This is a genomic window from Colwellia sp. E150_009 (assembly GCF_053543955.1).
Genome location: NZ_JBHFOM010000006.1, coordinates 64,204 through 85,392, shown reverse-complemented (window position 1 = coordinate 85,392; position 21,189 = coordinate 64,204). Strand labels below are relative to the sequence as shown.

Genomic DNA, 21,189 nt, shown 5'->3' with positions numbered 1-21,189 from the left:
GTGAATGCTTACTAAAAATGAACAACACTACGAATACTTTTACCCTCATGCATTAAATCAAACGCGTCATTAATACCTTCTAATGCCATAGTGTGAGTAATAAAATCGCTTAATTTGAATTCACCTGCTAAATAACGTTCTACATAATCAGGCAGTTCAGTACGACCTTTTACGCCACCAAAAGCTGAGCCGCGCCAAACTCGACCTGTGACTAGTTGGAATGGTCGAGTTGATATTTCTTGCCCTGCACCTGCAACACCAATGATCACTGATTCACCCCAACCCTTATGGCAGCACTCTAATGCAGAACGCATCAAGTTAACATTGCCGACACATTCAAATGAATAATCAACACCGCCATCGGTTAAGTCTACAATCACATCTTGAATAGGCTTGTCGAAGTCTTTAGGGTTAATACAATCAGTTGCGCCCAGCTTTTTTGCTAGCTCAAATTTACTTTCGTTAATGTCTATAGCAATAATTTGGCTAGCTTTTGCCATGGTTGCACCAATAACGGCAGATAGCCCAATGCCACCCAAGCCAAAAATGGCAACGGTTGCCCCTTCCTCAACTTTGGCGGTATTCATTACTGCGCCCATGCCTGTGGTAACGCCACAACCTAACAAGCAAACCTCTTCTAATGGCGCATCTTTATTTACTTTTGCTAACGAAATTTCAGGTAAAACAGTGTATTCAGAGAAAGTAGAACACCCCATATAATGAAAAATAGGCTCACCGTCTTTATAAAAACGAGTAGTGCCATCAGGCATCAACCCTTTACCTTGAGTTTCACGAATTTTTTGACATAAATTGGTTTTGCCAGATAAGCAAAATTTACATTCGCCACATTCAGGTGTGTATAAAGGGATCACGTGATCGCCAACTTGTACGCTAGTAACGCCTTCGCCAACTTGTTCAACAATACCGCCACCTTCATGGCCTAAAATAACAGGGAAAATACCCTCAGGATCTTCACCTGATAAGGTGAATGCATCGGTATGGCAAACACCCGAGGCAATCACCTTAACTAGTACTTCACCTTTACGCGGTAGCATTACATCGACTTCTTCGATTGATAAAGGCTGTTTGGGACCCCAAGCAATAGCGGCTTTTGATTTAATAAATTGATCTGACATAATAATTTCCATGACTAAAGTATGCTGATTATTATATTTGTTTCTTCAGTAATGATAATATAGCTATTTTGTAAATTACTTTTACATATAGGTAACAATCATGCAGTGGGAAGGTATTAGTGAATTTGTGCATGTAGTAGAGAGTGAAAGCTTCACACTTGCCTCGAAAAAAATGGCAATTTCTACGGCTCAGGTGAGTCGTCAAGTGAGCGCATTGGAAAATCGTTTAGATACCAAATTACTTTATCGCACAACACGAAAAGTATCATTGACCGAAGAAGGTCGTATATTCTATCAACACTGCCGTAGCGTGCTTGATGGCTTAGATGCGGCAGAGCGTGCCATTACAAATTTACAATCAAAGCCTCAAGGCAAAATAAAACTGACAGCGCCCATAACGTATGGTGAGAAGATGATCATGCCATTGGTTAATGATTTCATGAAGAAACATGCTGAGATTGAGGTTTTTGCTAATTTAACTAATCAAAAAGTTGCTTTAGTTGAAGAGGGTTATGATTTGGCTATTCGGCTTGGCAAGCTAGCTGATTCAACACTTATGGCAAAAAAACTGGGTAAACGTACCAATTATTTGTGTGCATCGCCTACTTATTTACAACAATATGGTATACCTCATACGCTGGCTGAGCTTAATAAGTACAGTTGTTTATTAGGTACATTAGATTATTGGCACTTTAGAGAAGCAGGTAAAGAAAAGAATATTCGAGTTACGGGCAGGTTACGCTATAACAGCGGCTATAGTCTAGTTGATGCTGCGTTGAAAGGCTTAGGCATAGTGCAGTTACCTGACTATTATGTTCAATCATATCTACAAAAAGGAGAATTAGTGACCATATTAGACAATTTTAGAGAGCCTGATGAGGGAATATGGGCTGTGTATCCGCAAAATCGACATTTATCACCCAAAATACGTTTATTAGTGGAATACTTGTCAAAACATATTAAATGAGCTCTGTATATTAGCGAGAGACTATTAATTAGCGAGAGTTTATTAATTTTTTTTCTTCGAAGACTTATGTTTTAATCGTTTTCGATAATTAGATTTTGCTAACTTTTGCAAATTTTCTACTTGATCACTTTCATCAATAATTTCACGCCCTAAAAAAGTTTCAATAACATCTTCAAGGGAAACCACACCAGCAGTTTGTCCAAAATGATCCTCAACAATAAATATGTGTTCATTTCTTTTAATAAACAAATCTAACAAGTTTAATACGGGTAAACTCTCCGAAACACGCCAAATAGGGGTAATAACTTTATCGAGGGCAAATGAACCATTACCTTGTCTTTCATGCTCATATAATGCCGCTTTTATTACAACACCTGTAACATTATCAATGGTGCCATCATAAACGGGTATTCGGGTAAAATTAGCTGTTTTATCATTAGAAATAGTTTCACTTACGGTGACATCTTTGGCTAAAGCGTGCACGACACTGCGTGGTGTTAAAATATCTTCTGTTTTAACTTCTCGTAAATTTAATATATTTTCAACCAGTTGGCTTTCTTGACGATCTAATGTGCCGCCTTTATGACTGAGTGCGGCAACAGTAAGTAATTCTTCTCTGGTAATAACATCAGGATTGCCTTGATTAAACATTCTGGTAACTAAAGAAGAAAACCAAACAAAGGGATAAACAAGTTTAACTAAAAAGGCAATTACATAAGCTGATGGAATTGCTAAATTACGCCAAAAGTTAGCGCCAAGTGTTTTAGGAATAATTTCGGAAAAATAAAGAATACTTAAGGTTAACAAAAAGGCAATTAATGTTTCTTTTTGTTCACCAAAAATACGTATGGCTTGAGCTCCAACACCAGCTGCACCCATAGTATGGGCAAACGTATTAAGAATTAGGATGCTTGAAATAGAATGGTCAAGCTTGTCTTTAACTTGCGCTAATTTCTTTGCACCTTTCTTTTTTTCTTTAAGCTTTTGTGCAACAAAGGTTGGCGTAACTGACAATAAGACAGCTTCTAAAATAGAACATATAAAGGACACGCCGATGGCAACAACAAGGTAGGTTATAAGTAAAGCCATAGAAGAGTTTTTTATATCCCTAATTAATAAAAAGTAAACATTCGCATACTACTATATAAAACCGTTAAAATGTTATTTTGTTACATGTGAATTATTGCTATTTTTTTATTTAATTCGTTTTAATTGTTGAGCGTTTATTTATTGTTATTGTATTCTGGGTATAATGATAAATAATCACACCAGGTACTAAAACTAGTATAATTAAACCGTATATCTGTTGCTTTATACCATTGAGATGCTTGGTCAGCTTGTAAACGAAAATAGAGTTTATGGCCATCGATTGCCACATAACAAATTAATGCTTTGCTGGTTTGGTTTGTTATTTGAATTTCAGCTAAATTATTAACATTGCGCTGATGCTGCACGCTCACCTTCGGCTGAGCGACAGCTGAATGAGTAAAAACAACAAAAACAAAACAAAAAAATATTTTCAACATCATAGGTTTGTTAGTTTAGCCTTGTATAAGAAGTCATTAAATAAAAACTACCTAATTAACGTAGTATTAGTATCGAACAAGTATTTTGAAATATCTATGGATTTCATGTTTTTTATAAACTTTTTTTACATTTAGCATTGAAACCGAAAACAGCTGTCTCCATAACTTATGGTACAAAGAGAAAGAACACAGTAATTAGTTTCATTCAATTACACTATTATAAAAATGTGCCCTTACATTCAAGCATTGTGAGAATAGTTGCACCAAACAAGAGAAAAAATTATGGCGAACTTCGTTCCAGTAAAAAAAGAACAACATCAAAAGTTAAAGCTTGCTAGTACACGCAACATTGCACACGTTGCGGGGCAGCACATAATTCCTGTTGCTGCTGTTGAATATGCGCAAGCGTCTGCAAGTTTTCCTATCGTATTTGTTAAAAATCCTGATTCAGACCGTTATCGTAGTGTGGGTATGTTGGGCTTAGAAGCGGGTGAAAATTTATATTATCAAGATGATAAATGGCTTGCTTTATCAATGCCACAAAGTATCTCTATGGTGCCTTTTTCATTAGGGCTTGATCCAGAAAAAGAAAATACCCTAACAGCATGTGTTGATATTGAAAGCGAATTTATCGGTGAAGATAAAGATCTAGCGTTGTTTGAAGACGACGGTAAAGAATCTGAAGTACTTGTGAATGTACAACAAGCATTAGGACGTTTGTATGATAATGAACGTATGACAGAAAACTTTATCAAAGAAATGCAAGACAACGATTTATTGCAAGAACTTGAATTAAATATTGCATTGAGTAGCGGTGAGAAAAAGAAATTAGTAGGTTTGTTCACCATTAATGAAGAGAAAATTAAAAACTTATCAGATGATAAAGTAGTAGATTTTCATAAGCGTGGCTTATTTGTGCCTATTTACTCAATGTTGGGTTCATTAACACAAGTGAATCATTTAGCTCAGTTACGTAATCGTGTATCTGATGCAAAAGTTTCAGGCGTTCAAATTGTTCCCGTTAGTCAAAATGCTGCGAACGAAAGCTAATTATTGAGTATTATTACCTTATTTATTTTGTAAGTTACGAAAATTATTAGGTTATATAATCGATACATATAAAAAGGAGCGTTGGCTCCTTTTTTAGTTTTTAATATAAAATAAACTAAATTCCTTATTTCGATACGGGCTTTGTTATGCTAATTTAAAAACATGAAGTTTTTGACAGTGAAAAACAATGGACGAAAATAATAAGCTATCCAAGGAAATGGAAGAAAAAATACAGAACCTAGCAAGTGATGTATTTATTCACGTAGAAGAAAAACTAACACAACTTATGTGTACAGTTACACAAAAAGAGCCTACTAAATCAACAACCATTGAACAAGAAAATACACACCTTAATGCGGCTTTGCTTGAAGAACAAAGGCAAACAGCTCGCCAGAAAAAACAACTTGCTGAGCAAGATAAGGCTCAACAAGCGATAATTGCACAGCAAGAAGCAACTGTAGTTAACCAACAAAAGCAAATATCGGCACTTAATGAAAAGCTAATCGCGAATACGAAGCAAGAGCAGGTATTAATCGGGCGCTTAGAACAAGTTGAAAAACAACGACAAAAAAGTGAAGAAAAATCACAGCAAACAGAACAGCAACAAGCTGCAATATTACTTGAGCAGAAAAAACAAATTTCAGAACTTACCCAGCAACTAACAACCTCAGCGAAAGATTTGGCAGAAATAAAAAAACAACATGATCGCCAGCTCAATAATTCAACAGATGCGCTAGAACAAAAATTAATGCAGGCTACAACACAGTTGCAACAAGCTCAGAATGAAATAAGTGAACATAAAAAAGCGTTTAATCAATTAAAAGATGAACAAATTCAGTTGAAGGAACAACATATGCAAGAACAAAACAACTTTTTAAGCAAAGCAGAAGAACAGCAGAAAACACAAACAGATACACAGCAAAAACTCACACAATTAGAAAATAAGAATAAAGCATTGGTTAATAATCTGCTTTCAGAGCAATCAGAGGTTAAAGCATACCAAAAAGAAATTGACTCGCTTAAATCACAAGTTAAATTAGCGCAAGAAGGGCAAGATGTTGTGCTAAAAAGGTTAAATGCTAACCGAGAAAAACAAGAAAAAGAAAACGATCAAGTGCGAGAAACAATAAAATATTTACGTGATGAAAACAGTGAATTAATTACTCAATATAATCAGAGTAAAGAGCAATATCTTGAACAAATTCATGATCTAGAAAGTCAACTCACAGAATACCGGTTGAAATTTGAGTATGCGCAAAAGCAATTGTCTAAGAATGCCGTGTAATGCCTGCCATTCCATTGAGAAAACAAACATAAATTGAAGTGGTTTGGCTAGGGTTCCTCGTTTATAATGCCAGCTTGTTATTATTTATTTGAAACGAGATCTTATTTGGCCATTTATCTTCCTTTCACAAAACTAAGCCATTGGCATCAGGTTGCCTTTGCTAGCGCACTGTTAGAGCGTATGTTACCAAATTATCAAATGTTCAGTGAAAGTAGCCACTTTGGTGACTTTGCTGTACTGCGCAACCAACTTGATTTGGTATGGCAATGGCTGGATAAAAAAAATCAAATTAAAATTAATATTGAAGCTCAACTAACCAAATTAGAAGAACAAACTCCTGATCCTCAAGCATTTGACTTTTTTGGTGTTTTTCCTGCGCTTGATGTATGTATGGCGATGATGTCTTTATTGCAGCTTATTCAGTCGCACGGTAAAGATAAAAATCATGAAGACATTAGTAGTGTGAGTCGTTTATCTGAAAACAGCGTAAGTTATTATGTTGAACTGCTATTGATTGATGAAGGCGTAGCAGAAATAGACTCTTCCCAAATAGAAGCTCATCCGTTAGCCGTTTGGGAGAAGGAAACGCAAAATGAATTATTTGATTTTTTAAAATTTTCTGCCGAAAGCAAACGTACATGTCAGTTAGCTAAAGAAGTGGTTTTGGCAGAAGGGCTGTCTAATTTGGGTATTGAAATAACCTAGTGTTACATTATTATTTAAACAGAGTACGCCGCGGCCAACATGCATATAATACCCAGAATACTGATTGAAATTTAAAAACTAGTAACCAATGATTTTTTTGAATTGAGTTTTCATCGCACGCCAATGTGTTATCGGTATTTGGGGCGCTTTTTGTATTACCTGTGCAAAGTCTTGCATAGACAAGTTAACCTCACCACCATGAGCTAAAATGATACTCGCTGCTTTCAATTTAGCTATTTTTTGTAATGAACAACGGTAGCGTTCAGGGTAAAACACTGGAAATGGAGGAATAAAACCTTTTCTAGTTGATACAATTAAATCAGCAACATACACCTTGTTACTTGGTAAATGGTGCAGTGATAAATCTCTGTCTGTATGGCCTTGTGTTGTTATTGCTTGCCAATCTTCAAAGCCCGGTAAACTATCCCCGTCATTTAGCTTATAGTCGGGCGATAATTTACTTGAATACCATAACCAACGTTGAGACTGTTTTTTCTTATTGGCTACCCAACGGGTTAATAGTAAATCTGCAATGTGCATTAATTTTCCATCTACACCGCTATACCATTGGCCTTTTACATTAGCGCTTGCAATTTTACAGCCTGTTATTTTACGTAGTTTATTTGCTGCGCCTGCGTGGTCAGGGTGCATATGCGTGACAACAATTAACTGTAAATCAGATAGTGGTTTTTGTAATGTATCGTTAATAAAGTGCTTAATTAGCGATACATCTGCACGGCTACAGCCATCTAGAAGCAATAATTTGTTTGTATATTCAGCTAATAAAATAGTTTGAATATAGCCTTCAAATTGATGAAGCTTAATCATCATTGTGTAATGCCGTTGTATTGATACAAGCGATAAGCCACTTGCCCAGCAATTTTTTCTTTTAATAAATGCCAATTGTGTGGAAGCGGTTGGCTACTTTCAGACTCCATTTCTATATACACTAATGCTTGGTTGTTTAACCAACCTTGCGCCAATAATTCACAAGTTTGCGCAACTAAATTTTGTCTAAAAGGGGGATCAATAAAAACAATATCAAAGGTGCTTGTTGCTGGCGCTTTTAGAAAATCTAAAGCATTGTTATGAACAATATCTACGTTATTAGCGTTTAGTAACTGTTTATTTGCTAATAATTGCTTGGCGGCATTTTTATTTAACTCAACTAATTTCACCGTTGCAGCACCCCGCGAAAGCGCCTCAAAACCTAAACTACCAGCACCAGCGAAGCAATCTAAACAATGAGTATTGTGAATATAAGGCATTAACCAATTAAAGAGTGTTTCTTTCACGCGGTCTGTTGTTGGTCGTAAACCATCGGCCATCAGCACAGGAAGTTTTCTGCCTCTATGCTTACCTGCAATAATACGAATATTGCCTGATGCCGCCTTTTTATTTTGTTGTTTTCGCGCTTGATTCATATCACTGACAGTTATCATTATTAATGCTAATATAGCGGCAATTTTACACCATAATGATATTGAAGCGAACTGAAACCTTCCATGGTATTCGCTTTGATACATCAATACTGTTAGGTCGAATCAAGTGTCGAAGAAAAAAAAAGGTATGTTTTCCTGGTTAGGCTTTGGTCAGGATAAGAAAGATCAAGTGATTGAAGATGAAAATACTTCACCAGAACAAGTTTCCAATGATCAAGCGCAAGAATCTATAAATGAGGGATCGATTAGCGAACCCATCGTTAATGATGTGGTTGCCGAGGCGGACATACAAGATCCAGAAACAACGGCAACATTAGCGCAAGAAACAGAACAAGCGTCAACACCAATGTCAGAGCCAACGTCAGAGTCAGCATTAGATCACGAGTTGAGCACACTTGACGAGAGTGCATCTGATGATGCGGAATTAGCACAAAATACTTCTATAGCGACAGAGCAAAATCCTGAGCCAACATTAACAGAAGTTCTTGAAGCTGAATTAAAAACTACCGCAGAACCCGTTAAACAACCTGAAAAGCCTAAAGAAACTAAGCTTGGATTTTTTGCGCGCCTCAAACAAGGTTTAAGTAAAACTCGCCTTAATTTAGGCGGTGGCTTATTTGACTTGTTTAAAGGTAAACAAATTGATGATGAGCTATTTGAAGAGCTAGAAACTCACTTGTTGTTAGCCGATGTTGGTGTTGAAACCACCATGAAAATTATTGACTCGTTAACTAAAAGTGCAAATAGAAAACAGTTAAAAGATGCTGAAGCATTATACGAGTTACTAAAAATTGAGTTAAAAAAGGTTATTGAAAATGTAAGTCAACCTCTTGAAATACCTGAAAGTGACGAACCATTTGTTATGTTAATGGTAGGTGTTAACGGTGTAGGTAAAACCACAACGATTGGCAAGTTAGCCAAACAATTTCAAGCTGAAGGTAAATCTGTTATGTTAGCGGCAGGCGATACGTTTAGAGCTGCAGCAGTAGAGCAATTGCAAGTATGGGGTGAACGCAATGACATTCCTGTTATTGCTCAGCATACAGGTGCAGATAGCGCTTCGGTAATTTTTGATGCGATAAGTGCCGCTAAAGCACGCAAAGTAGATATTATTATTGCCGATACCGCAGGACGATTACAAAATAAAGCCCACTTAATGGAAGAGCTGAAAAAAGTTGTTCGGGTAATGAAAAAACTCGACGTTAATGCTCCCCATGAAGTCATGTTAACCCTTGATGCTGGCACAGGTCAAAACGCATTAAGTCAAACCAAATTATTTGATGAAGCTGTTGGTTTAACTGGGTTAACAGTAACTAAATTAGACGGAACCGCTAAAGGTGGTGTTGTTTTCGCTATTGCTGATAAATACAATATTCCTATTCGCTATTTAGGTGTAGGGGAAGGTATTGACGATCTTCGTCCATTCAATGGAGATGATTTTATTGATGCTTTGTTTGCTAAAGAGTAATAGACTAAAAAAATATTTTAAAAACAAACCTAAAAATAATAATTATGATTAGCTTTCACAATGTTAATAAAACTTACCCTGGTGGTTTTCTTGCTTTAAAGCAAGTTAACTTTACCTTGCAAGCTGGTGAAATGGCCTTTTTAACGGGGCATTCAGGAGCAGGTAAAAGTACGTTGTTAAAACTAATATCTATGATGGAAAAACCAAGTTCGGGTAGTATTTTGGTCAATAATACTGAGCTTGCAACCATTCAATACAATCAAATACCCTATGTACGCCGTGGTATTGGTATGATATTTCAAAGCCATAATTTATTAAAAGACCGTACCGTTTTTGACAATGTTGCTTTACCGTTAATTATTGAAGGGGTCAGCCACCGTGAAATTAAAAAGCGTGTTGAAACTGCATTAGACAAAGTGCATTTAAGCGCCAAATTAAAATGCTTTCCGCATATGTTGTCTGGTGGTGAACAACAACGTGTAGGTATTGCTCGTGCTATTGTCAATAAGCCGCCAATTTTACTTGCTGATGAACCTACAGGTAATTTAGATCCCAAATTATCACTTGATATTATTAGTCTTTTTGAAGAATTTAACGCAGCAGGGGTAACTGTATTAATTGCTACGCATGACCTTGGCTTGATAGCACGAATGAAATATCGCACCTTAACGTTAAAAGAAGGTACCATGATAAACGACGGTATTGTTGAAGGTTTACAAGCACAAGGTATTGCGTATGAGTAGTAATCGACACTCGAGTGGCCTAAGTCAGCGTAGTTCGCTATTACAACGCCTATTAACCTTGCCTATTCGTCATTTACAACAAGCCGTTGGCAGCTTAGGTGATTTATGGCGAACACCGTTTACCTCTATTATGACAGTATTTGTATTAGGTATTAGTTTGGCTTTACCTGCTACATTACATTTGTTTGTTAAAAATGCTGAACAGGTTAGTGAACAATGGGACAGTGCCTCGCAAATTACACTATTTCTGAAATTATCCACGAGTGACAAAAGTGCTCAAAACCTCGTAAAACGTATTAAGTTATATACAGAGGTGAGTGATGTGCATTATATTTCTGCCAAACAAGCGCTTAAAGAATTTAAAATACTTTCGGGTTTTGGCCAATCCCTTGAGTATCTTGATGAAAATCCGTTACCTGCCACTATCTTAGTTACTCCAACTGAGCGTTCCAGCCAACCAAGTGCGGCCAATGAATTATTGGCAAAGCTAAAACAAGAACATGAAGTAGACCAAGGTAAGTTGGATCTAGAATGGCTAACGCGCCTAGAAGCAATAGCTCAGTTAATTGAAGATATTGTGATGGGTGTGGCATTACTTTTATGTACATCAGTTGTGCTTATTGTTGGGAATACTATTCGCTTAGCTATCCTCAATCAAAAAGAGGCGATAGCGGTAATGAAATTAGTTGGAGCCACCGACAGTTTTATTCAACGACCTTTTTTGTATAGCGGTGTTTGGTATGGTATTTTCGGTGGTATATTATCTTGGTTAGCCGTTACATTACTTGCCTACCACTTAACCAGCGCTATCAGTAACCTAACAGACCTATACCAAAGTAACTTTCAGCTGCAAGGTTTAGCCTTAAACGAAGCACTATTGCTAATTGCTGTAGCAGTTATTTTGGGTTTAGTGGGGAGTTATATTTCAGTACGAAAACACATACGTGCGATTGAACCAAATGCCGAGTAATTTCTTTTTTCATTTACGGTATTTTAAGCAGGCTATCTTATTGTTTATAAACAATAAAATATATCAGCAATATTATTTAACATCTCTGTCATAAAAAAATTGAAAGATAGCCTTGTTTTGCCCTTTCTATTACGATAATGTTTGTGCTCGCTCAATCTTGACTGTATTGCCAATAATATAGTTAACACACTAGCATTATGTTATAATGGTGAGCACGAAAAATTATTTTGAGCAAAAAATTTTAGTAGAGTATAGAGGTTATTTAAATGAGTAATACAATGCAACTTACCGTACCACGAAGTGGCAGTATTGAATCTTACATGCAATCTGCATATAGCATTCCAATGCTTACTGCAGAAGAAGAGCAAGATCTCGCGACTCGCCTTTATGAAGAAAATGACTTACAAGCAGCACAAAAACTGATTATGTCGCATTTACGCTTTGTAATTCATATTGCAAAAGGGTATTCAGGTTATGGTTTAGCCCAAGCAGATTTAGTGCAAGAAGGTAACGTGGGCTTAATGAAAGCCGTTAAACGTTTTAATCCAGAGGTAGGCGTTCGCTTAGTCTCTTTTGCCGTACATTGGATCAAAGCAGAAATTCATGAATACGTATTAAAAAACTGGCGTATTGTGAAAGTAGCAACGACTAAAGCACAACGTAAGTTATTCTTTAACCTACGTAAAAACAAAAAACGTTTAGGTTGGTTTAGCAATGACGAAGTAAATACCGTTGCAGAAACATTAGGTGTTAGTACTAAAGATGTATTGGAAATGGAAAATCGCATGAGCAGCCATGACCAAGCCTTTGAACTATCTACCGATGATGATGACAACGCTAGTGCAGGTAATTTCTCACCCGCTTTATATCTTGAAGACAAGCAATCAGACCTTGCTGTTGAAGTAGAAAATGCGAACTGGGAAAGCCATGCTAATAATCGTTTATCAACTGCATTAGTAGCGCTTGACGAACGTAGCCAAGATATTATTAACACTCGTTGGTTGGCTGAAGATAAGTCTACATTGCAAGATTTAGCTGATAAATATCAAATTTCAGCGGAGCGTGTGCGTCAATTAGAGAAAAACGCTCTCAACAAACTTAAAAATACTATGGTGTTATAACATTATTTTAACCTAGTGCTTTATACACTATTTTAAAAACCAGCTTTTGCTGGTTTTTTTGTTTTTACGGTATAAGGTAAAATATAAAAGCCCTTATTCAATGAATAAGGGCTTTGCTTAGTGATGTAAATAGTAATGTAAAAACATTATCGTGAATTATTTTTCACTGAATGTTTCTCATTTAGCACACTAATATGAAGTACAACTAGTGTGAAGATTTAATGTGTTTTTGTCGTATAACGAAAAAAACCATCGCGATTAGCATCAAAAAAACTGTTGATGGCTCTGGCACACCAACAGAATTTCCATTTTTTACTGAATAGGTTTGCCCTATGGCATTTACAGCTAAAAAGTCATTGCCATAGGCATCGCCAATGGCAACCTCAGACAAGTTGACAAAGCTCGCTCCTGTTCCAATAACATTAAAATCAATACTGGCCAGTACAAAACTGGTTAAACCATCTTGTGCAAAGAATAAATCAGAATCTAACGCATAGCTGATTTCTGATAGAAAAACACTGCCCAACGAAGAGATAATAGATTGGTCACTTGCCCAAAATGGGTCTGGGTCTACATCGAGTTTGTCTCCAAAGCTTGCTGAAATAAAGTCAATAACGGTGTTGTCAAAATTTAAATTAAATTCAAAATCACCCACTATTCTTTGAAATGTTGAATCAAGTTCGATCTCTGAAATAACGATATCTGCGCTGAGAACATCGCCAACATTATAGTCAGTATTATTTAATTCTACCGTGATCAAAGTTGCGTTAGCGCTCAATGAAAACAGAAAAGCGGTTAATAACATTGTTAATTTTTTCATTTTTATTTCCTCTTATTCTACGGCACAACGAGTGCGAGTACATAAAGACATCATTGCTCGAACATCTCTATTATTCACGCTGTTGTCGCGGTTGAAGTCGTATTTAATATCTAGTGTGTTAGTACTGCGAACCAGTGTGGTAAATTGGCGAATATCAAGTTGATCTATATCGTTGTCGCCATCAAAATCACCAACCAATTCTTCACTTGAATTTAAATTTAGCAACACAATAACGGGATCATGATCTGATGCTCTATAAGCATCGTCGCCATAGTATTTGGTTAATTGGTCAGTAGACTTGTATTCAGTGTTGTAATCAAATATGCGCGGTTCATCAGCGTTTATATGCCAGATAGTAGCATCAACAATTTGTGGCGCTAGGTCAGAAGATGCTAAAGCATGGTCTAAATAACCCACTTCACCTCCAAAACTATAAGAATAACCACCAATACCAAGGTGATCAGAAATTAAGTTTTTATAACCCTGCATGGTTATTGCGTTAATAGGATCTTCTTTACCATACGAATTCAAATCGCCAATAATAAGAATATCGCTATCAATTGACCCCGTAGGATTAGTGTTTAACCAACTAACTAAACTATTGGCCGCTTGTGTTCTAAGCTCGTTCCAACAGCCTTGACCATCGCTTTGATCCGCATTGTTTCCAGTAGCACTGTCACAACTTCCTTTAGATTTAAAGTGGTTAACAGCAATGGTTACTTCTTCATTGCTAGCAATTTCTTTAAAGGTTTGAACAAGCGGTTGACGATTGCCAAAATCAAATGGTGATTGTGATGTTGTTATGGCACTGCCCACCAAAGAAACAGTTGATGGTTTATAGATAAAGCCAACAGTAATTTCGTCACTGCCAATACCAGTTTGGTTTAAGTTTACATAGTTGTATGTATTGTTACCAAGCTGAGTATTTAGCTTATCAACTAAATCAGCGATTGCACTATGACTACCAAAACCATCATTTTCAATTTCCATCAAACCGACTACATCGGCATTTATGTCAATCAGTGCGGCAACAATTTTGTTACTTTGACGAGTAAATTCTTCTGCAGTATCTGCCCCCCTTGACGTTGGGAAACCTTGTCCAGTACCGTCACCATTAAAGTAATTGAGTACGTTAAAACTAGCGATTTTTAATGACCCTGCACCGTTAAATTCAGGGTTAGATGTTCTGACATTTGTTGCCATAAACTGAGGTGTTTGAGTAGGTAAAACACGGAATTCGCTAAAGCTATAGTCAATAACCCCAGTTAAGCCTGAAATGGTATCTCCTAAACGTAAAGTATTTTGATAACTTAACTCAGGCGCTGGAAATGGCACATTTTCAGGGTTTTGTGCGTTATTCATGTCATCCAGAATTATTCTGTTTCTACTGTTTTTATCTGCCAAGGCAATGGCTTGTGTTGTGCCTGCAGGATAAATATTAGTCGGTAGAATTAATCGACCGTTAGAAAGCGTTAGTTGGCCATACCTTGCTAGGTTATATGTGTCGCTGACAGACAATGTGTCTTCAAAACTCACTAACATGCCTTCAATGGCTTCCAAATCGTTTGAGCTTATTACTGGTAATGTCGCTACGGTATGATTAATAGCTTCACCAACACCACAATCTAAAAAGTCTGTGGTAGCGGTTAATTGTGTACGACCGTAATTTTCTTTAACTGTACCTTGAATACGTATTTTATTGCCAATGATAGGGAAGTTTTCAGAACTATCAGAGTAAACAAAAATTCCTTCTGATGTTGCGTTATTTGCATCTATATCAGTAGTTTCTTCTTGAACAAAATACCCTTTCAAACCTGGCACTACGGCTGTTACCACGCCTTCAATAGTCATTGTTTCGCCAATAACGGGGGATTCAAAGCCACTGCCCTGTATGGTATGAATTTTATTAGATTCATCATTACACACACCTAATGTGGGTTCTTCTCCAGTATCAGGCTCTGTGGTATCAACTAAATGATAACCTAAGAAATTGAATGTGTTACTTGGGTGAGATTCCCATTGTGCAGCTTTATCAAATGCATCAGTTCTGTCAGTATCTCCTGACGTCACTGAGGCTAAGCGCACCAAGGTGGTATTAGCTCCCCAAGATTGCTTAACTGCATAAATACCTACATTATCAATAATGTTGTCGCCATTAAGTAACTCTATGTAGTCATCGCCATTGAAATTAACTGCACTCGTAAATCGGTTAATATAGGGTTTTAATTCACTATCATCTGTTATTTGTGTTCCACCTAACACAATCACATCATGAGGCAATATTTCACCAGTTAAAGCATAAGTGCCTGTTGCTGTAGCGCTGCCATTAGAATATAGCTTAAAGGTATAGCCCGCTAATGAAATAATTTCACTGGTTGGGTTATAAATTTCGACAGCCTTGTTGAAACTACTTCCCTCAATATACTCTGAGATGTATAAGTCAATAGCTGTATCGACAGGATCAGGGTCTACAGGATCAGTGGGATCAGGTTCTACTGGACTTGAACCATCACAAGACTGTGAATACAGCATTGAAACCCATTCAGGGTGGTCAATAAAAGGGTTTCTATTTCCTTGGAACTCATAAATGCTGTCATTTCTGTTTTGTTCAAACTCATCGACAGGGTCAGCTTCGCTCCATGCTAACAAAGTACATAATTTTCCTAGCTTTGGTTCACCTGTAGAAGTTAAAGCATCGACTACTTGTAAGTCAGGTGTTACCGAGTCAAAGCCAGCATAACGAGTGTCCATATAGAACACAATACGAGCAACATCACCTTTGACTTGGTCACGAGGTTCAAACGAATCACTGTCAACTCGGTTTTCTGGTGATTCTGCTAATGGTGCATCACTATTATCAAAATCTAAATTGCCACGTGACGAGTTTACTGAGATATCTGTTGGTCTTAAATGATGAATATCTGTGTAAGCATAAGCACTTGAACTAGGAAAACCATGGCTTTTTGCCCAAGTATGTTCACGGTTCCAGTTATCTTGGTTTGTTGATTGACTACCACTACCATTAGCAAATTTAGGCTTAGTTATGCCGCGATAAAATAAAATAACATTATCAGCATTTAATGGGTCTTCATCGGTAACCGTTAAAGCAGTCCATACTTCTGAATAAGATAATTGTTTATGGTTAGCAGATATTACTTCGTTAATATCTGCTTTAATATTTTCGGCGCTGTCGTTTGCGTTAATTGCATCAATAACTTGTGCATAATAAGTTGCATCATTAAATTCAGCTGCATTGGCGATACGGCTCAAATCTGGGCAGTTAAAACAGGCATTGGTTACTGTTGCATTATTGCTGTTATCACCATTGTTGTTATCGCCGTCACCATTTCCGCTATTGGTGCCAGTAAAAGTTTGCCCAATATTCACATCACCAAAGGTATTTACACTAGCAGTTTGCCAAGTTGTACCATTAAACTGTAATGAATAACCAATAGGAGTGGTGCTCGTTTCAGCAACACCAATATCAGTACTCAATAAGCCATTTGCAGGACCATTTGTAGCAACAAGCGTTCCTTCATAACTTAAAAACTCAACAACATCACCGTTTGCATCAACTAAGGCAAGCCCGTCTGGTGCACCGTTTTGAAGTCCATTAGCAGGGTAGCTAAATTGAACCGCACCAAATCCATCTTGTTGATCTGGAATAACGCCTGAAAGTCCTAGTGCACTGTTATAGGTTGCACCGCCATTGCCGTTATATAAAACAACTTGCCATCCTGATAAATCAGTACCCGCTAAACCCGCGATTTCTATCGCTTCACCTACATCTCCACCAGCATTGTCATAATGAATTTCATTAATGAAAACATTTGCTGCAAATGCTGTTTGGGTAACAGAAAAGCAAAATGCTGAGATGAGCATTGCTTTTATTATCGGAGATTTTGGTTTTTCAGTTATCGTTATGTCAAGTGAATGTTTCTGCCGAAAGGCCAATCGTTTCTCTTGCATTGTGCTTCTCTCTGTATTGTTAAAGTGTGATAAAGCGACACTATATGTTTGGTTTTAAATGAATTATCTATGAAAAGATAATTTGTATTGTTTATTCGTTTTTTGTGTTTATATCCAAGAAGTTAGGATTAAACACCGCCTTTTTATTTAAAAAGGGATTAAATTCTAAACAACGAATGTTACTGTTTTGTTATTCAATCATGACAATTTTATAAATATTGACTAATTGGTCAAATGTTAATTGTCTGTAAAATAGGTGTTATTGATAAAATAAATCCAATTGGTTAAGCATATAAAGCTTGAATTTACTTTTTAAGTGTCGGAAATACTAATGAATAAACATATGTTTGTTTTTGCCAAAATCACACCATAGCCGAAATACTTTGAGAAATCAAAAGATGCAATTAAAGGGATTATGTTGCAGACTCGAGATGAACCTGGGTGCTTAGAGTTCACACTCCATGAAGATGGAATGGGTAGCTTGTATTTATACGAAGAGTGGATTGATGAGTATGCTTTGCAGTTACACCATAACATGGCCTATACAATTCACAATTAAGGTTTTTAATACTTATTGTTATTGATAGAGAGCCTGATAGAGATAGCCTTTATGTAAATGAAATAGCATCACGCTTAGATGTATCGCGGCCTGTACTGATAAGGACATTGAAAAGGCTAATTGAGGACGGGTTACTAATATCGAGTAATGACGAAACCGATAAAAGAGCAAAAAACATTGCGCTGATCCCAAAAGGAATTATCTGTTTATCTAAAGTTATCCCTGGATATTTCAAGGAAATAAATAAGTTAATGGAATAAATAAAGTGCAGTATTTAGATTTAGAATAGTATTCACGGCTTGTGTTAATTTGTAGTACTGTTAATTTTATCTTTGAAATCATAGTATGCACTGAGTGCATATTCAGTTCCTTTGAATTCAGAGACACAAATAATAAATTGACAACCTTAATTAAAAACATTGATATCCCTTTGCCATTTATTAGCCAAAAAGTCGATAAATGCCCTCACCACTGGTCGCTGATAACTGCGGGACAAGTATACAGCCCAAAGTGACATAACAGGCAACGGAATATTAGGCATTAGTTGCACTAATTCACCACCTTCTAAAAATGGATTTGCCAAGTCGCATGGCAAATAAGCAACCCCTGCACCATTGACTGCAGCTTTAACTAATACTCCGATGTCATTGGCTTGAATACTTCCTTTTACTGGTATAGAGAATAACTGCTGCCCTTCAATGAAGTTCCAATAGCGATGAGGTATATGAATTAAGCAATTATGATCAACAAGTTGTTGAGGTAGAGTAAGTTTGTTATGTGTTTCTAAATATTTTGGGGAGCAGCACAGTGCACTTGAGATACGCATTAATCGACGAGCAATAAAGCTTTCATCTGGTTGCTCAGTGTATCGCAAGGCAAGATCTATACGTTCTTCTACCAATAATGCATTTTTGTCTGACATTATAAGTTGAATGACAACTTTCGGGTTTTCTGCCGTGAACTCTGCCACCATGTCATAAAGTAAATTTTGTCCTAAACCTATTGGGCTCGCAATTCGAATTTCGCCAATTAGCTCTTCATTATGACTACGCGCCAAGCTTTCTAAACTAGCTGTTTCATTTAATATCCTTTCACAATGCTGTAAAACATCTAAGCCAGGTGCAGTTAAACTAACTTTTCGAGTGGTACGATGTAATAAACGAATATTTAACCAATCTTCCACTTCTTTCACATGACGAGTGACTTTAACTCGGTTTAAATTTAACTGTGTTGCAGCTTCGGTGAAGCTACCAGTGTTAGCGACTTCAACAAAACTTTTCAGGGCTTCAAACTTATCCATATCTATCTACTGTTTCACTCTATGAAACAATTATTTGCATAAATCGATATTTATTTCAATAAATATCGAGTTCATAATCAATTCCAAGATAAATAACCTGATGTTCGGGTTAAGCAAACTTTAAACACATTGGAGAATATTATGAAAATAGCAATTATTGGTGCAACAGGCTGGATTGGCTCAACTATTATGGCGGAAGCTTTAATGAGAAAACATCACGTTGTGGCCATTAGCCGCGAGGCAAATAAAATAACTCAAGCTGGCGTTATCACGCATTCAGTTGATTTAGAAAATGGTAATGGGTTAAAAGAAGCGATAGATGGGGCTGATGTTGTCATCGCATCCATAGGTGGGAGAGCTAAAGGCAATCATGGAATAGTAGCCCAAGCTGCGCAACGATTATTAAATGACTTACCCTCTTTTAATGCCAAGCGCTTAATTTGGGTAGGTGGCGCTGGAAGCTTAGAAGTTGCACCAAATGTTCAACTTGTATCGTTACCTGACTTCCCAGCTGATTATAAAGATGAAGCCATTGCCCAAGGGCAAGCATTAACCGTATTTAAAAATAGTAACAGTACTTTAGATTGGTTATTTGTGAGTCCTGCTGCAGAAATATTTCCTGGTAAACGCACAGGAAGCTATAGAACAGGCGGAGATAATTTACTTACTGACGCTAGTGGAGATAGTAAAATATCTGTTCAAGATTATGCAGTAGCATTATTAGATAAAGCTGAACAATCAATACATCATAATACGCGTATTGGTGTAGCTTATTAGTTTGCTGCTAATAAATAACTTAAAGCTTAAAGTAAAAAGCCGTTTTTAGGACGGTTTTTTGCGATCAATAAATTAACCCAACGTTTAAATAACCAATGTTATAAGTTATTCAGGTAGTAATGGTATAATTGTATTAAAGGTAATATTAAGAGTATGAAAGTGTTGAAATACGATGTTGTTGTAATTGGAGCGGGGGCTGCAGGTCTTATGGCGGCCTCGAAGTCTGGTGAAAGAGGAAAGAAAACAGTTATTCTTGATCATGCTAAGCAACCAGGTAAAAAAATATTAATCTCTGGAGGAGGACGCTGTAACTTCACTAACTACTACATAGAATCAGAAAAATACTTATGTGAAAACCCTCACTTTTGTAAGTCGGCACTTAACCAATACACTCAGTGGGACTTTATTGCATTGGTAGAAAAATACAATATTCCATATCATGAAAAAACATTAGGGCAATTATTTTGTGATGATTCCGCTAAAGAAATTGTAGCGATGCTTATTTCTGAGTGCGAGAAAAGCGCCGTTAATTTTAGTTATCAAACTGAAATACTGAGTATTGAAAAGCTAGTATCAGGTGAGTTTCTAGTAAAAACTAGTAAAGCTGATTATCAATGTCAAAGCTTAATTATTGCTACAGGCGGCTTATCTATGCCGAAGTTAGGAGCAACTCCATTTGCATACAAAATAGCAGAACAGTTTGGTCTTGAAATATTACCAACAAGAGCTGGTTTAGTTCCGTTTACATTAGATCCTGCATTAAAAGATGTCTTAGCTGAGGTTTCAGGTATATCCACTAATGTTATTGTAACAACAAACAACACCTCCTTTGCTGAAGACATGTTGATTACCCATAGAGGCTTATCAGGGCCAGCGATATTACAAATATCTTCTTATTGGAATCCTGGCGATATAGTTGAAGTAGACTTACTTCCTAATGAAAATATACAGAATATTATTACCCAGGCTTTATCTGAACAACCCAATGTATCTATTAAAAACTTGCTGTCGAAGCATTTTGCTAAAAGGTTCGTAGAAAAGCTGATGGATTTATTTGAAATTCCCAATTTACCTATCAAACAGCTTAACCATAAACAAGTCCAATCAATAGCAGATAATATTCACTCATGGAGAATAAAACCTTCGGGAACTGAGGGATATCGGACGGCTGAAGTTACTATTGGGGGACTCAATACTAATAACTTATCGTCTAAAACAATGGAAGTTAAATCAGTATCTGGCTTATATTTTATTGGCGAAGCTATTGATGTCACTGGATGGCTTGGTGGGTACAACTTTCAGTGGGCTTGGAGTAGCGGTTGGGTTGCAGGGCAAAATGCATGATTTTTAT

Annotated in this window: 20 protein-coding genes; 12 read left to right on the top strand and 8 right to left on the bottom strand. The window is 36.7% G+C overall.

The window, feature by feature from the left end:
• Positions 1-11: 11 nt before the first annotated feature.
• Positions 12-1,136, bottom strand: coding sequence for an S-(hydroxymethyl)glutathione dehydrogenase/class III alcohol dehydrogenase (locus tag ACE1OF_RS04570; RefSeq protein ID WP_448893058.1), 1,125 nt, complete (start codon positions 1,134-1,136; stop codon positions 12-14).
• 100 nt (positions 1,137-1,236) lie between these two features.
• Here ACE1OF_RS04570 and ACE1OF_RS04565 point away from each other — a divergent pair, with 100 nt between their 5' ends.
• Positions 1,237-2,103: a LysR family transcriptional regulator gene (locus ACE1OF_RS04565; RefSeq protein WP_448893057.1), complete on the top strand. Its 867-nt coding sequence runs from the start codon at positions 1,237-1,239 to the stop codon at positions 2,101-2,103.
• 42 nt (positions 2,104-2,145) lie between these two features.
• On the opposite strand, the gene ACE1OF_RS04560 is transcribed toward ACE1OF_RS04565, so the two are convergent.
• Both ACE1OF_RS04560 and ACE1OF_RS04555 read right to left on the bottom strand, forming a co-directional pair.
• The gene (locus ACE1OF_RS04560; RefSeq protein WP_448893056.1) at positions 2,146-3,192 is read right to left on the bottom strand and encodes a CNNM domain-containing protein; all 1,047 of its coding nucleotides are present in this window, start codon (positions 3,190-3,192) and stop codon (positions 2,146-2,148) included.
• A gap of 134 nt (positions 3,193-3,326) precedes the next feature.
• Entirely contained in the window at positions 3,327-3,632 is a 306-nt protein-coding gene (locus ACE1OF_RS04555; protein WP_448893055.1) for a hypothetical protein, read from the bottom strand.
• 279 nt (positions 3,633-3,911) lie between these two features.
• On the opposite strand from ACE1OF_RS04555, the gene ACE1OF_RS04550 reads away from it, so the two are divergent.
• The 3 genes from ACE1OF_RS04550 to ACE1OF_RS04540 all read left to right on the top strand — a co-directional run bounded on the left by ACE1OF_RS04550 (position 3,912) and on the right by ACE1OF_RS04540 (position 6,669).
• On the top strand, positions 3,912-4,679 hold the full coding sequence (locus tag ACE1OF_RS04550) for a SapC family protein (RefSeq protein WP_448893054.1): 768 nt from the start codon (positions 3,912-3,914) through the stop codon (positions 4,677-4,679).
• 187 nt (positions 4,680-4,866) lie between these two features.
• Entirely contained in the window at positions 4,867-5,964 is a 1,098-nt protein-coding gene (locus tag ACE1OF_RS04545; protein ID WP_448893053.1) for a hypothetical protein, read from the top strand.
• A 105-nt stretch (positions 5,965-6,069) separates the two neighbouring features.
• Positions 6,070-6,669 carry a YjaG family protein gene (locus ACE1OF_RS04540; protein ID WP_448893052.1) on the top strand — a complete coding sequence of 200 codons (600 nt, stop codon included), beginning with the start codon at positions 6,070-6,072 and terminating at the stop codon, positions 6,667-6,669.
• Positions 6,670-6,747: 78 nt separating this feature from the next.
• Here ACE1OF_RS04540 and ACE1OF_RS04535 read toward each other — a convergent pair whose 3' ends face one another.
• Together ACE1OF_RS04535 and rsmD are read right to left on the bottom strand one after the other, a co-directional pair.
• Positions 6,748-7,494, bottom strand: coding sequence for an MBL fold metallo-hydrolase (locus ACE1OF_RS04535; RefSeq protein ID WP_448893128.1), 747 nt, complete (start codon positions 7,492-7,494; stop codon positions 6,748-6,750).
• Between the two features lie 2 nt (positions 7,495-7,496).
• Positions 7,497-8,093 (bottom strand): 16S rRNA (guanine(966)-N(2))-methyltransferase RsmD, encoded by a 597-nt coding sequence (gene rsmD / locus ACE1OF_RS04530; protein ID WP_448893127.1) that lies wholly within the window; start codon positions 8,091-8,093, stop codon positions 7,497-7,499.
• 124 nt (positions 8,094-8,217) lie between these two features.
• Between rsmD and ftsY the strand changes: the two genes are divergently transcribed.
• The 4 genes from ftsY (at position 8,218) to rpoH (ending at position 12,413) form a co-directional block, all read left to right on the top strand.
• Positions 8,218-9,579, top strand: coding sequence for a signal recognition particle-docking protein FtsY (ftsY, locus tag ACE1OF_RS04525; protein ID WP_448893051.1), 1,362 nt, complete (start codon positions 8,218-8,220; stop codon positions 9,577-9,579).
• 44 nt (positions 9,580-9,623) lie between these two features.
• Positions 9,624-10,322, top strand: coding sequence for a cell division ATP-binding protein FtsE (gene ftsE, locus ACE1OF_RS04520; protein WP_448893050.1), 699 nt, complete (start codon positions 9,624-9,626; stop codon positions 10,320-10,322).
• Entirely contained in the window at positions 10,315-11,292 is a 978-nt protein-coding gene (gene ftsX / locus ACE1OF_RS04515; RefSeq protein WP_448893049.1) for a permease-like cell division protein FtsX, read from the top strand. Before ftsE ends, ftsX begins: the two co-directional genes overlap by 8 nt.
• Before the next feature lie 266 nt (positions 11,293-11,558).
• Positions 11,559-12,413 (top strand): RNA polymerase sigma factor RpoH, encoded by an 855-nt coding sequence (gene rpoH / locus ACE1OF_RS04510; protein WP_448893048.1) that lies wholly within the window; start codon positions 11,559-11,561, stop codon positions 12,411-12,413.
• Between the two features lie 205 nt (positions 12,414-12,618).
• On the opposite strand, the gene ACE1OF_RS04505 is transcribed toward rpoH, so the two are convergent.
• Together ACE1OF_RS04505 and ACE1OF_RS04500 are read right to left on the bottom strand one after the other, a co-directional pair.
• Positions 12,619-13,233, bottom strand: a complete 615-nt coding sequence (locus ACE1OF_RS04505) for a PEP-CTERM sorting domain-containing protein (RefSeq protein ID WP_448893047.1) — start codon at positions 13,231-13,233, stop codon at positions 12,619-12,621.
• A 12-nt stretch (positions 13,234-13,245) separates the two neighbouring features.
• The gene (locus ACE1OF_RS04500; protein ID WP_448893046.1) at positions 13,246-17,202 is read right to left on the bottom strand and encodes an ExeM/NucH family extracellular endonuclease; all 3,957 of its coding nucleotides are present in this window, start codon (positions 17,200-17,202) and stop codon (positions 13,246-13,248) included.
• A gap of 403 nt (positions 17,203-17,605) precedes the next feature.
• Between ACE1OF_RS04500 and ACE1OF_RS04495 the strand changes: the two genes are divergently transcribed.
• Both ACE1OF_RS04495 and ACE1OF_RS04490 read left to right on the top strand, forming a co-directional pair.
• Positions 17,606-17,761 carry a putative quinol monooxygenase gene (locus ACE1OF_RS04495; RefSeq protein ID WP_448893126.1) on the top strand — a complete coding sequence of 52 codons (156 nt, stop codon included), beginning with the start codon at positions 17,606-17,608 and terminating at the stop codon, positions 17,759-17,761.
• A gap of 8 nt (positions 17,762-17,769) precedes the next feature.
• Positions 17,770-18,021 (top strand): MarR family winged helix-turn-helix transcriptional regulator, encoded by a 252-nt coding sequence (locus ACE1OF_RS04490; RefSeq protein ID WP_448893125.1) that lies wholly within the window; start codon positions 17,770-17,772, stop codon positions 18,019-18,021.
• A gap of 146 nt (positions 18,022-18,167) precedes the next feature.
• Here ACE1OF_RS04490 and ACE1OF_RS04485 read toward each other — a convergent pair whose 3' ends face one another.
• A complete protein-coding gene (locus ACE1OF_RS04485; protein ID WP_448893045.1) occupies positions 18,168-19,061 on the bottom strand; it encodes a LysR family transcriptional regulator in 894 nt (297 codons plus the stop codon).
• A 141-nt stretch (positions 19,062-19,202) separates the two neighbouring features.
• Here ACE1OF_RS04485 and ACE1OF_RS04480 point away from each other — a divergent pair, with 141 nt between their 5' ends.
• Together ACE1OF_RS04480 and ACE1OF_RS04475 are read left to right on the top strand one after the other, a co-directional pair.
• A complete protein-coding gene (locus tag ACE1OF_RS04480; RefSeq protein ID WP_448893044.1) occupies positions 19,203-19,838 on the top strand; it encodes an NAD(P)-dependent oxidoreductase in 636 nt (211 codons plus the stop codon).
• Positions 19,839-19,991: 153 nt separating this feature from the next.
• Positions 19,992-21,182, top strand: a complete 1,191-nt coding sequence (locus tag ACE1OF_RS04475; RefSeq protein ID WP_448893043.1) for an NAD(P)/FAD-dependent oxidoreductase — start codon at positions 19,992-19,994, stop codon at positions 21,180-21,182.
• Positions 21,183-21,189: the final 7 nt, after the last annotated feature.